General features: G+C 60.0%; 10 protein-coding genes. 3 read left to right on the forward strand and 7 right to left on the reverse strand.

Annotated features, from left to right (window positions below; all coding sequences use genetic code 11):
- The 4 genes from VJ464_05645 to lysS all read right to left on the reverse strand — a co-directional run.
- Positions 1 to 1,268: Clp protease N-terminal domain-containing protein (locus tag VJ464_05645; protein HKQ04593.1), on the reverse strand; the 1,268-nt coding region annotated here is incomplete at its 3' end.
- A gap of 133 nt (positions 1,269 to 1,401) precedes the next feature.
- Positions 1,402 to 2,091 carry an ABC transporter ATP-binding protein gene (locus VJ464_05650; protein HKQ04594.1) on the reverse strand — a complete coding sequence of 230 codons (690 nt, stop codon included), beginning with the start codon at positions 2,089 to 2,091 and terminating at the stop codon, positions 1,402 to 1,404.
- 132 nt (positions 2,092 to 2,223) lie between these two features.
- Positions 2,224 to 3,471 carry an ABC transporter permease gene (locus tag VJ464_05655; protein HKQ04595.1) on the reverse strand — a complete coding sequence of 416 codons (1,248 nt, stop codon included), beginning with the start codon at positions 3,469 to 3,471 and terminating at the stop codon, positions 2,224 to 2,226.
- 23 nt (positions 3,472 to 3,494) lie between these two features.
- Positions 3,495 to 5,120: a lysine--tRNA ligase gene (lysS, locus tag VJ464_05660; GenBank protein HKQ04596.1), complete on the reverse strand. Its 1,626-nt coding sequence runs from the start codon at positions 5,118 to 5,120 to the stop codon at positions 3,495 to 3,497.
- Between the two features lie 236 nt (positions 5,121 to 5,356).
- Between lysS and VJ464_05665 the strand changes: the two genes are divergently transcribed.
- From VJ464_05665 to VJ464_05675, 3 genes are all read left to right on the forward strand, one after another.
- Positions 5,357 to 7,621, forward strand: a complete 2,265-nt coding sequence (locus VJ464_05665) for an ATP-dependent Clp protease ATP-binding subunit (GenBank protein ID HKQ04597.1) — start codon at positions 5,357 to 5,359, stop codon at positions 7,619 to 7,621.
- A gap of 124 nt (positions 7,622 to 7,745) precedes the next feature.
- Positions 7,746 to 8,531 carry a hypothetical protein gene (locus VJ464_05670; GenBank protein ID HKQ04598.1) on the forward strand — a complete coding sequence of 262 codons (786 nt, stop codon included), beginning with the start codon at positions 7,746 to 7,748 and terminating at the stop codon, positions 8,529 to 8,531.
- Positions 8,532 to 8,624: 93 nt separating this feature from the next.
- Complete coding sequence (locus VJ464_05675; GenBank protein HKQ04599.1) at positions 8,625 to 8,912, forward strand: hypothetical protein; 288 nt, start codon at positions 8,625 to 8,627, stop codon at positions 8,910 to 8,912.
- A 66-nt stretch (positions 8,913 to 8,978) separates the two neighbouring features.
- Here the strand turns inward: VJ464_05675 and VJ464_05680 are convergent, their stop codons facing one another.
- The 3 genes from VJ464_05680 to VJ464_05690 form a co-directional block, all read right to left on the reverse strand.
- Positions 8,979 to 9,311: a hypothetical protein gene (locus VJ464_05680; protein HKQ04600.1), complete on the reverse strand. Its 333-nt coding sequence runs from the start codon at positions 9,309 to 9,311 to the stop codon at positions 8,979 to 8,981.
- Between the two features lie 75 nt (positions 9,312 to 9,386).
- Complete coding sequence (locus VJ464_05685) at positions 9,387 to 10,454, reverse strand: class I fructose-bisphosphate aldolase (protein ID HKQ04601.1); 1,068 nt, start codon at positions 10,452 to 10,454, stop codon at positions 9,387 to 9,389.
- 256 nt (positions 10,455 to 10,710) lie between these two features.
- On the reverse strand, positions 10,711 to 12,657 hold the full coding sequence (locus VJ464_05690; protein ID HKQ04602.1) for an ankyrin repeat domain-containing protein: 1,947 nt from the start codon (positions 12,655 to 12,657) through the stop codon (positions 10,711 to 10,713).
- Positions 12,658 to 12,664 lie beyond the last annotated feature (7 nt).

The raw sequence follows: 12,664 nt of genomic DNA on the forward strand, positions 1-12,664 counted from the left end.
CGTTCGATCTCGAGCTGCATGATGCGGCGTTCGATTTCGTCGAGCTCCGCCGGCATCGAGTCGATTTCCATGCGCAGCTTCGACGCTGCTTCGTCCACGAGGTCGATCGCCTTGTCGGGCAGGAAGCGGTCGCGGATGTAGCGATCGGAGAGCTCGGCGGCGGCGACGATCGCCTCGTCGGAGATGCGGACGCGGTGGAACGCTTCGTAGCGGTCCTTGAGGCCGCGCAGAATCGCGATCGTGTCTTCGACCGAGGGCTCGTTGACCAGCACCTTCTGGAAGCGTCGCTCCAGCGCTGCGTCCTTCTCGATGAACTTGCGATATTCGTCGAGCGTGGTCGCGCCCACGCAATGCAGTTCGCCGCGTGCGAGCGCGGGCTTCAGCATGTTGCCGGCGTCCATCGCGCCTTCGGCTTTGCCGGCGCCGACCATCGTGTGCAACTCGTCGATGAAGAGGATCACGCGGCCTTCCTGCTTCGCGAGGTCATTGAGCACGGCCTTGAGGCGCTCCTCGAACTCGCCGCGATACTTCGCACCGGCGATCAGCGCGCCCATGTCGAGCGCGAGGATGCGCTTGTCGGCGAGGAACGGCGGGACGCTGTCGTTGACGATGCGCTGGGCGAGCCCCTCGACGATGGCGGTCTTGCCGACGCCCGGCTCGCCGATCAGCACAGGGTTGTTCTTGGTGCGGCGGCAGAGGATTTGAATCAAGCGCTCGGTCTCGGCTTCGCGCCCGATGAGCGGGTCGAGCTGATCGGTCATGGCCGCTTCCGTCAGGTCGCGGCTGAACTCGGCCAGATGCGGCGCGTCCTTCTTGGCCGCCATGGCGCGTTCGTTCTGATGCGCCCGCATCAAGTCTTCGCGGATTTGATTGAGTCTGAGGCCGCGCTCGTAGAGAATCTCGGCGGCAATCGATTTGTCTTCGCGGAGGATGCCCAGCAGCAGATGCTCTGTGCCGATGTGACGGTGTTGCAGGCGCTCGCTTTCGTCGGCGGCAAAGCTCAGGACGCGCTTGGCGCTCACCGAGAGCGGCAGGTCAACCGAAGCCGACACCTTGTCGCGCAAGGGCGTGCGCCCTTCGATCTCCTTGCGGATGGATTCGACGGTCGAGTGCGGACTGCGGAAAAATTTCTGCGTCAGTTGTTTGTCTTCGCGCAGCAAGCCGAGCAGGATATGCTCTGCATCAATGGCCTGCGCCCCAAACTGGCTGGCTTCATACCTGGCGAAAAAAATGACGCGGCGCGCTTTCTCGGTATAACGTTCGAACATATTCGCCTATCCATTTTGGATTTTAGATTTTAGATTACCGGAAAACTGCAAGCTCCATTGGGTCCAGTTCCCTCAATCCAAAATCGCCGGCGCGAAGCGCCAAGCTATGAAAATCTAAAATCCAAAATCGAATTTAGCCGTTCCGCAATTGCCCGTCTTCAAGGTGTAGCACGCGGTCGCAGATCGCCGCCAGCCGCTCATTGTGGGTGACGATGACCGAGGTGAGGCGCTGCGAACGGTGAACCTCCTTGAGCAGGCGATGAATGCTTTCGCTGGTTTTGCTGTCGAGGTCGCCGGTTGGTTCGTCGGCCAGAAGTAAGCGCGGGCCTGCGACCAGCGCTCTGGCCAAAGCGACACGCGCCTGCTCACCCCCTGACAGTTCGCCGGGACGGTGCGTTGCGCGAGTGCCGAGACCGACCGCCTCAAGCAGAGAATGGGCACGCTCGCGCGCCGCTCTCGACGAGCCGCGGCTGATGAGCAACGGCATCATGACGTTTTCAACGGCTGAGAACTCGGGCAGCAGGTGATGAAATTGGAAGATGAACCCAATCTCCCTGTTGCGAAACCGTGCCAAGTCTACATCACCGAGTTTCGCGATGTCAAATTCGGCCACATTTACGACTCCGCTCGTTGGTCTATCCAATCCTCCTAAAAGATGCAATAGGGTTGATTTTCCAGCCCCCGACGGGCCGACGATGGCCACCATCTCGCCCGCCGCGACCTCCATCCGTAAGCCTTCAAAGACGACGACGCGGCTGCTGCCCGAATCATAAATTCTTGTCAGGCCCTCGGCCTTGATGATTGCGGATTGCGGATTGCGGATTGCAGATTGCTGGAATGACGAAGCGGCGGGCCGCGTTTCAACCGTTGCGCCTTCAACCGGAGTCTTTGAATCATCGATCATCCAAACGACATTCTAAATTCCGCAATCCGCAATCCGCAATCCGCAATCGCCTCACTCATACCGCAGCCCCTCGACCGGCGTGACGCGCGCGGCATTCCATGAAGGATAGAGTGTCGATAGGAAGCTGATGGCCAGGGCGACCGCCACCACCACCACCGCGTCGGTGACGCTCAAGTGAAACGGCAGGTAGTCGAGCGCGTAAGCGCCCGCCGGCAGCTTGATCCAGTGATAGCGGTCGGCGAAGTGGCAAAAGCCCGCGCCGACAACCACCCCGATCACTGTGCCGACCGCGCCGATCATCAAGCCTTGAGCCATAAAGAGCCACATCACGCTGCGGCTGGTCGCGCCCATTGATTTCAGGATGGCGATGTCGCGCTGCTTCTCCAGCACGATCATGATCAGCACGGTGATGATGTTGAGCGCGGCGATGCCGATGACGATCAGCAGGGCGATGCCGGAGACATATTTCTCATAACTGAGCGCGCTGTAAATCGGCGCGTTCAGTTCTTGCCAGGTCTGCACCTGGTAATCATTGCCGACGGCGGCAAGCACCTGCTGGCTGATCGCCTGGACGTTGTCCACGTCGTCGACTTTCATCTGGATCATCTCGGCGACGTCCGGGCTGCCGGTCAGGCGTTGCGCCGCATCGAGCGAGATATAGGCCCAGGCTTCGTCGTAATCGCTCAAGCCGGTCGAGAAGATGCCGGCGACGCGAAAGTCGCGGATGCGCGGCGCCATGCCCATCGGCGTCAGGTGGCCCTGCGGCGAAGTGATCGTGGCGATGTCGCCGACCTTTAAGCCGACGGTTGCCGCGAGCCCGCGGCCGACGAAGACGCGGTCGATCTTCACGTCCGAATCCGGCTCGCTCTCCGGTTCGGCAAGCAGTCGCGGGTCGCCTTCGGTGGCAAACTGGAAGACTTCATTCGTCGCCGGCGGCTCGCTCATGTCGACACCCTTGAGGATCGCGCCTTCCGTCTGATTGCTGCCGGTGATCAGGACGCGGTCATAAAGCGTCGCCGAGGCCGAGCGGATATGCGGGAGCTGGCTGAGCCGTTCGACCATCTGGCGATAATCGCTGAGCGGCTCGCGCGTCTTGTGTCCGAGGTTGAGGTGCGCGGTGCCGGAAAGTATCTTGGTCTGAAACTCCTGCCGGAAGCCGGTCATCATCGCCAGTACGGTAATCAGCGCCGCCACGCCGGCAGCAACCGCCGCAATGGCGATCACGGTGATGACTGAAATCATCACTTGCTTTCGCTTCGCCCTCAGATAGCGCAGCGCGATGAACAGTTCGTATGGCATGAGCAGTGGTCAATGGCCAGTGGTCAGTGGTCAGTTGAAGGCTCGTCTGACCTGATGCCTTCCGCATCAGCCTCAAGCTCACTCGTTGCCTGCACGTTCGCGACGGCTAATTTTTCTGGCCTCATATGAGGGAACAAGATGACGTCGCGGATCGAGCGCGAGTTCGTCAGCAACATCACCAGGCGGTCAATGCCGATGCCTTCACCGGCGGTCGGCGGCATGCCGTAGCTCAAGGCGCGAATGTAGTCTTCGTCAATCACCATCGCTTCGTCGTCGCCAGTGGCGCGCCGCTTCATCTGATCTTCGAAGCGCCGCCGCTGGTCGCGCGGGTCGTTGATCTCGCAGAAGGCGTTGGCAATCTCCATGCCGGCGATGAACAGCTCGAAGCGGTCAACGAAGCGCGGGTCGCTCTGGCTTTGCTTTGACAGCGGCGATAGCTCGGTCGGGAATTCTGTGATGAAGGTCGGGTTGACGAGACGCTTTTCGGCGACGGCCTCGAACAACTCGCCGAGCAAATAACCGTCGCCGAGTTTTTGCACGTCTGATATCTCGGCTCGCAGATGGCGGGGAAGTTTTTCAATCCACGCAAGCAAGCCCTCGCGGGTCGAGAGATCGTCAACCGTCGGCCTCTCATTTTCGTTGGGCCAGTAATGGCTGACGGCTTCGCGCATGGTCAGGCGTTGCCACGGGCGCGTAAAATCAATCTCCCTTTCGCCGTAAGGCAGCCGCGCGCTGCCGCCGACGCGCTCGGCGAGGGCGGCGATCAGCTCTTCGGTCATGCGTAGCAAGTCTTCGTATTCGGAATAGGCTTCGTAGAATTCGAGCATCGTGAATTCGGGATTGTGACTGCGGTCGAAGCCCTCGTTGCGAAAGTTCCGGTTGATCTCGTAGACCTTTTCAAAGCCGCCGACGATCAGCCGCTTCAAGTAAAGCTCCGGCGCGATGCGCGCATAAAGATCGATGTCGAGGGCGTTGTGATGCGTGACGAAAGGCCGCGCCGCCGCGCCCGTCGCCAGCGGCGTCAGCATCGGCGTTTCGACTTCGATGTAGCCGCGCTCGTCAAAAAAATGGCGAATCAGACGAATCGTTTCGGCGCGCTTCTCGAAGACGCGGCGCACGTCGCGGTTGGCGATCAGGTCTGCGTAACGTTGCCGGTAGCGCACCTCGACATCGTGCAGGCCATAGTACTTGTCGGGCGGCGGCAGCAGGGCTTTTGACAGGAAGGCGAGCGACTCGCCGTGGATCGAAAGCTCGCCCGTGCGTGTGCGAAACAATCGCCCTTCGGTGCCGACGAAATCGCCGAGATGCAGCAGCTTGAAGAGCGCCCAGGTCTTCTCGTCCACCTCGTTCGAGCGCAGGTAGATTTGCATCAACTCGCCGCCATCGGTAAAACGGATGAAGGCGGCTTTGCCCATCTTGTTGATGGCGTGAACCCGCCCGGCGGCCCGCACACGCACGGGCGCGGCCTCCAACTCTTCGCCGCTCTTGCCGCCGAAGTCGCGAACGATCTCGGTGATCGTGTGGGTGCGCGGGAATTTGTGCGGGTAGGTTTCAACGCCGAGGTCGGCGATCTCTTCGAGCGCGCGCTGGCGCTCCAGTTGCTGGTCGTTGATGTCAGGTTCTTGCCCTTGCGGCTGCTCGTCGGCCATCGGTTTCTCCCATGCTCTGACAGTTGCGTTTCTGCCTGTTGCTACAAGCAATTGATTATAGGAAGCGACTTTCCGCAGTGTCAAACATGGGCGCCGAAAGCGCGTCATGGAGCGATTGTTGAGTCTGTTTTTTATTGTGCTATACTTGAAAAGGATGATTCATCAAACCGCGGAACCTGATTCGCAAGTGAGCGCAGACGCCGGGCTCGCCGGCCCCCATAGGAAGTAGAACAGCCATGATTGATTTAGAAATTTATACCGACAAAATTGCTGACAGTGGCCGCAAGATCATTCGCAAGGCTTACGATGAAGCACGCTCGCGCGACCACAATCAACTGGCGCCGGAACATGTCCTGCTGTCGATTGCCGAGACCGAGCGCCAGTTCTTCAACGAAGTCATGCAGAGCTTGAACCTCGATCCGCAGGTCTTGCTGCAATCGCTCGAAACCAAGCTCAGCCAGCGCGACTATCTCGGACGCGGCATGAAGATCAGCGAGGCGATGCGCACCTTGCTGCAAAACGCCTTGAAGCAGGCGCACGAGCGCGGGCGGCGCTTGATCGAATCGCACGACCTGTTCGTCGCGCTCTTCAAAGACGCGCACAGCTACCCCGTCGAATTGCTGCGCCGCCTTGGCTCTGACCGCGAGCTGGTGATGCAGAAGATTCAAACCCGCGTCCGCAGCCACGAAGAGAAGGAAGAGAAGTACCGCCGGCGTTATGAGCTGCCGCCTTACTTGAAGCACTTCGGCGTCAGCCTCAACAAGCTGGCGCGCCAGGACAAACTGCCGCCGGTCATCGGGCGCAATGAAGAGATTCGCCAGATGATCGAAATTCTCTGTCACCGCGAGCGCGCCAACTCGCCCATGCTCGTCGGCGAAGCCGGCGTCGGCAAGACCGCCGTCGTCGAGGGCTTGGCGCGGAAGATCGAGCTGGAGCCGGAAAGCGTGCCGCAGCGATTGCGTAATGCGCACGTCGTGCAACTGCAAATGTCGGGCATCGTCGCCGGCACCATGCTGCGAGGCATGTTCGAAGAGCGCATTCAAGGGATTATCAACGAGGTCAAAGAGCGCGACAACCTCATCCTCTTCATTGACGAAGCGCACACCATTATCGGCGCCGGATCGGCTCTGGGAGCCAGTTCGGACGCGGCAAATATGTTCAAGGCGTCGCTGGCGCGCGGCGAGATTCGCATCGTCGGCGCGACGACCATGACCGAGTACAAAGAATATATCTCTGAAGACGAAGCCCTGGCGCGTCGCTTCCGCCTGGTTCGCGTAGACGAGCCGTCGGTCGAAGACACGCGCAAGATCGTCGTCGGCGTGCGCCCCCGGTTAGAGCGCAACTACTCGGTGACGATTTCGGACGAAGCCATCGAGACGGCGCTTGAGATGGCGCCGCGCTACATCCGCAACCTGCACCTGCCGGACAAAGTCATCGGCTGGCTCGACACCGCCTCGGTGAAAGTCGAGATCAACAATCCCGAAACGGCCGAAGTCAAAAGCGAGCACATCATTGACGTCATCAGCCAGGAATCACGCATCCCGCGCGACATGATCTTCCGCGACACCAATGACCGCTTCGCTTACATGGACGATGCGTTGTCGGCACGCGTCATCGGCCAGAAGGATGCCATCAGGGCGGTCGGTCAACGGCTGCGCCTGAACAAAGGGCCGCTCAAAGAGAACTTCTACAAGCCCGATGGCGTGCTGCTGTTTCTGGGGCCGACGGGCGTCGGCAAGACCGAGCTGGCGAAGGCGGTCGCGGAGTTCATGTTCGGCGACGACGACAAGATGATCCGCATCGATATGTCCGAGTATCAAGACGGCACCATCGCCGTCGAGAAGCTGATCGGCATGCCGCGCGGCATCGTCGGCAGCGAGCGCGGCGGCATCCTGACCGAACGCCTGCGCGACAACCCGTACACGGTGCTGCTGCTCGACGAGATCGAAAAGGCGTCGCCTTACCTGCTCAACCTCTTCCTGCAAGCTTTCGACGAAGGCTGGATCACCGACGGGCGCGGCAAGAAGGTTTATCTGTCGGACGCCATCATCATCATGACGTCGAACCTCGGCTCGGATAACTTCAAAAAGTACATGAAGCCGCTGGGCTTTGGCACCAAGACGCTGGCGGACATCAAGCAGATTAACCGCGATGTCATTAAGGCGGCGGAAGAGCGCTTCTCGCCCGAATTCCGTAATCGCATTGATGAGATCGTCGTCTTCACGCCGCTGACCCAGGACGAAGTGAAGCAGATCGCCGAGCTTTACCTGAACACGCTGCGCAAGCAGATGCGGCGGCAAGGCAAAGAGCTCGAAGTCAGCGACTCGGCGCTCGTGCATCTGGTCGAGAAAGGCTTCAGCCCGGCCTATGGCGCGCGCTTTCTCAAGCGCACGATTGACGAGTTGGTCAAGCTGCCGGTGACGACGCGCTGGAAAGAGGCGGACTATTTCCTGGCCGACTTTGAAGACGGCGAGATGAAGATTAAGGCCGGCAAGCCGTAGCCCGCATTAGACGGTATGAATGAGAGCGGCGCGAGTAGGGATTCGCGCCGCTTTCTTTTCAATGTGGCGCAAGCTAACAGCTTGCGCCACATCCGAACGGTGATTTGATTCAGGAGGCAAAGCGGTGCAGGGAAGACTCAGGCTTATTTATTGGCTGCTGGCGTTTGTAATAATTGCTACCCACGTGACGGCGGCGCAGGAGCAGGACGAGAGCGACCCGGCGAAGGCGCTCGCGCTGGTGCAAGCGGCCATCAAGGCGCGCGGCGGCGAGGCTTACCTGAAGATGCGCACGACGGCGACGCGCGGCCAATACACGGCTTATGAAAAGGGCGTATCGGGCGACCCTTTGCCGTTCGTTGATTACGTCGGCCCGAAGCGCGAGCGCACAGAGTTTGGCAAGGGCGACACCAAATATGTGCAGGCGAATTCAGAGGGCGCTAACTGGATTTATGACGCCAAGGCGAAACAGATCAAAGACCAGACTGATGAACAGGTGAAGCAGTTTCAGCAAGGCGCGCGCTACGATCTGGACAACCTCTTGCGCGTGGCCAACGCGCAGCAGGGCGTCAAGCTGGTTTATCTGGGCCGCCGCGAGCCGTGGCGCAGCACCTTTTCCGAAGCCGTGCGCGTCGAGTTTAGCGATGGCGGCCAGGCGACGATTCACTTCAACCCGCGCGACCACCTGCCCTTGAGCATCGAATACAAATCGCTCACCACCGAGGGTGAGGTCTTAAGCGAGACGCGCTATTTTCGCTGGGTGGAATTCGGCGGCGTGCAGTTTCCGACGATTCAGGACTTCTACCGCAATGGCAAGCAGAGCGCCCGCGTCAGTTTCGACGACGTCAATCTCAACGCCAACCTCGCGGACAAACTCTTTGCCAGGCCGGCGAACATCAAAGAAGTCAAATGAGGGAATGACGCGCCATGATTCCGCTTGACGCTGGGAACCGCCCGCAACATAATCGCGTTAAGCAAGGTAAGAACACTTTAGAAAGGAGGCAAGATGAGTAGTAACGAACTTCAGGAACTGATTACTCTAGTTCGAGCGATGGAGACAGGGATGCGAAATCTCAGTACTCGCGTTGAATCGCTTGAAGGGAAAGTTGACAACCTTCAGCAGGAGTTCACTGTCCGCTGGACATCAATGGACGAGCGCCTTTTAGAGATGCACAGCGACATTCGCAAGATAGACAGGAAATTCGACCTGCTGAATGAAGACGTGATGGAAGTCCGATCAGATCAGCGCGATATGAATCGCCGCCTCGATAAGATGGAACGTAAGGTGTCTTAAGAACACCGACCCAAAACACACGGCTCGCCGTGGCGAGTTGCTTCCTGCCTTTTACTTCCCCACTTTTTACATCACACGCTCTGGCGCTTCCTGCAAAGCTCGCAAAAACTCCTGGCGCATCTCTGTGAAATCCTGGCCGATGCTACGCAGCTCGTTAATCATGTAAGTCAATTCGTCTTCCTGCCAGGAGGGTTCGGGCGCGACGCCCGACAGTCGCGCTTCGAGCGAGATGAAGCGCTCTTCGAAGGTCACGAAGCGATCCTTGATGCGCTGCCAGTCCTGTTCCGAGCTGAAATAAATATCGATGTGCTGCTGGAACTCAACGGCGCTCGTGCGCAATTGCGAGAGCAGATCGAGAACGTCGCGGATCGTCACGTTGGAGGCATGTGGTTCGTCCATGATGTCAACCTGTGTTGAGTGGAAAACCATGAAGGCGCGGCCCCTGTTGCCGCGCCCCCCGTATAGCTTCTAAGTCTAAGCGACGGTGACCTGCGCGGCGAGATAAACGTCCTGGATGGCATTGAGGATTTCGATGCCATCGCGCAGCGGCTTCTGGAACGCCTTGCGCCCGCTGATCAAGCCCATGCCGCCGGCGCGCTTGTTAATGACCGCCGTGCGCACAGCCTGTTGCAGATCGTTCTGCCCCGACTCGCCGCCGCTGTTGATCAAGCCGGCGCGCCCCATATAACAGTTCGCCACCTGATAGCGCGTCAGGTCAATCGGGTGATCGGTCGTCAGCTCGGTGTAGACCAGCTCGGAAATCTTGCCGTAAGGGTTCTCTTTCGAGGCCAGCGCCTTGTAGCCGCCATTGTTGGTCGGCATCTTCTGCTTGATGATGTCGGCTTCGATGGTGACGCCGAGATGATTGGCCTGGCCTGTCAGGTCAGCCGACGTGTGATAGTCGGCCTCTTTGGTCTTGAAGGCTGGATTACGCAGATAGCACCACAAGACGGTGAACATGCCAAGCTCGTGGGCGCGCTCGAAGGCTTCCGAGACTTCCTGGAGCTGGCGCGTTGATTCGTCCGAGCCGAAGTAGATGGTCGCGCCCAGGCCGACGCAGCCCATCTCGAAGGCCGCGTCCACGGACGCGAAAGGAATCTGGTCGAATTTGTTCGGATAGGTCAGGAACTCGTTGTGGTTGAATTTGAGGATGAACGGGATGCGGTGCGCGTACTTGCGCGCCACCATGCCGAGCACGCCGAAGGTAGTGGCGACGGCGTTGCAGCCGCCTTCAATCGCCAGCTCGCAGATGTTCGCCGGGTCGAAGTACATCGGGTTGGGCGCAAACGACGCGCCCGCCGAATGCTCAATCCCCTGGTCTACCGGCAGGATCGACAGGTAGCCGGTCTTAGACAACCGGCCCGTGTTATACATCGTTTGCAGGTTGCGCATGACGACCGGCGAGCGGTCGGTATATGCAAACACGCGGTCTATGTAATCCGGCCCCGGCAGATGGAGATGCTCTTTGGGGATGGATTTGCTCTGGTACGACAGCAGGCTCTCGGCTTCAGCGCCGAGGATTTCTTCAATTTGTCCACTCATCTCAGCCTCCTGGCAAGTCTCGAATGGCGTTGGTCAAAATGGGTCTTGCTGATCGAAGGAACCATTTTATGCCGCGCAACCGGCGCGGTCAACGCGCAAAAAAAGGGACGCGCTTATGACGCGTCCCGCAAGGACCTGAGATGTTTACCCATTCAAGCAGAGCTGCCGGGCGAGCCGAAAATACCTCGCCGCAAAAAAAAATCGCGCGCCCCGCTATGACCGGAACTCATCCCGCGCATACTGATCTGCGAACATATCAGCGGGCCGCGGCTTTGCTCGCCAGCAGGCTCGACATCGCCGCGTGGTTGTAACTTCTCGCCAGGTCGGCAGCCGTCTGTCCCTGCTTGTTCTTGACCTTCAAATCGGCGCCGGCGGCGAGCAGCGCGGCGAGCACCTCTGTGTCGCCAAAGTCAATCGAAGCGGCATACAGCAGCGGCGTCATGCCGAAGCGATCCACATGGTTGACGTCCGCGCCGTGGGCGATCAGCGCCCTGGCCGTGGCAGGGCGGTTGGCGATAACGGCCCAGTCAAGAATCGAGATGCCGTCATCGTCCGTTTCGTTCGGATTCGCGCCCTTGCTAATCAGGTACTCAACCATTGTCGGGTCGTTGCCGGATACGGTGTAGAGCAGCGGTGAGACAGGAAATCTGCCGATCAGTTTCATGCGGTCATTGATATTTGCGCCGGCATCGAGCAGCGCTCCGACCATCTGCGTGTCAAAGGCCAGCAGGGCATAGAAGACCGCCGAGGCGTTGTTGCGCACCTCGACGCCTTTCTCGTTGTTTGGCCGGGCGCCTTTCTCCAACAGCAAGCGGACGACTTCGACGTTGCCGGGATACTGCGCGGCGGCGGTCAGCGGCGTGATGCCGGTTGCGGCGCGGGCATTCACGTCAGCGCCGCGCTCGACCAGCAGCCGTACCTTCTCAAGATCGCGCGCCGCCATCATCAAGGCGGTCGTGCCCTCGGCGGTTTTGCTATCCGGCTTCATGCCGGCGTCGAGCAGCCTTTTCAGATCCGCCGCGCGGCCATTCAAGGCGACTGCCATCCACTCGGCTTCAGCCGGCGCGAACTCCGAGAGCGTGCGCGGGGCACCTTTCGCAGGGATCGCCTGCATCAAGGCCGCTGCCGCCCAACTGCTGCCCATCATCGAAACGAACTGGTCATGCTGGAACGGGAAGCCTGTCTCAAAGTAAGGCGGGCTGACGGGCGCGGGCGGGTGCAGGCGCGACCTGACATGCCACGAGCCGTCGGCTTCTTGAGTCTTGAGCAGGTAGCGCAGTCCGCGCTGGTAAACCGGATCGCTGATCGGCAATCCCGCGCCCTCGTGCAGCGCCGCCAGCGCCTCGCCGGTCGAATAAGCGTCGCTTGGTAAGCCGGCCAACTCGCACCAGCCGCCGTCCTCGCGCTGTTCGGCCAGCAGTTGCCGCGCGGCATTCTTGCACGCCTTCACGTCGGCGCCCGTCCAGTGCAGGCCGAGCAACTGCATGGCGCGCTCTTCGGTGCTTCGCGGCGTGGCCTTCAGCAGCCACGCTCTCGCCTTGAGGGTGCGCGATTGATTCTCGCTTTTCATTTGTTCAGGCAGGTACAGCCGCATGGCCTGAGCGCAGATCGCCGTCGCGGTGAAGCGGCTGTTAGATTGCGGCGGGCGAGAGTCAATCATGAACCAGCCCCCGTCGGCGAGCTGGCGCGAAGCGATCATCTGGGCGTAGGCGCCGGTCGCCAGATTGGGCTTGATGCCGGCAGCGTGCGCCGCTACCAGTGTCCAGCCATTGGAGACGGCGTCGATGAAATCGTATCCCTGAACCGCGGCGTCCAAATCTTTGAGAGAGCCGAAGACCGCCGCGGTCTCTTCGCGCGCCGCCGCTTCATCCATCGGGATGCCGCGTTCGCGCGCCAGCTTGAAGGGGATTTCGGGGAGCAACTGGTTATGACACGAGGCGCAAGTCTCTCGCTTGTACCAGCCGCTTTGCGCCTGTTGAATGAGCTTGAGGGCTTTTGTCGAAGCGGCGCGCAGCTCGGCTTCCGCGACAGGTATCGCCGGCGCATCGCGGGGCGTCGCGGTGAAGGCCGCCGGCTTGAAGTTGACAGGCGGGCTGTCTGTGATCTCGCCGACCGCTTGCGGCGACGTTGCCGTTTCAGACGTTTGTTGAAAGCCGATGAAGATGACGGCGACTGAGAAACCGAGGAGCAGTAGTTTTTTCACGAGGAGC

This window comes from Blastocatellia bacterium (assembly GCA_035275065.1).
GTDB lineage: Bacteria > Acidobacteriota > Blastocatellia > UBA7656 > UBA7656 > DATENM01.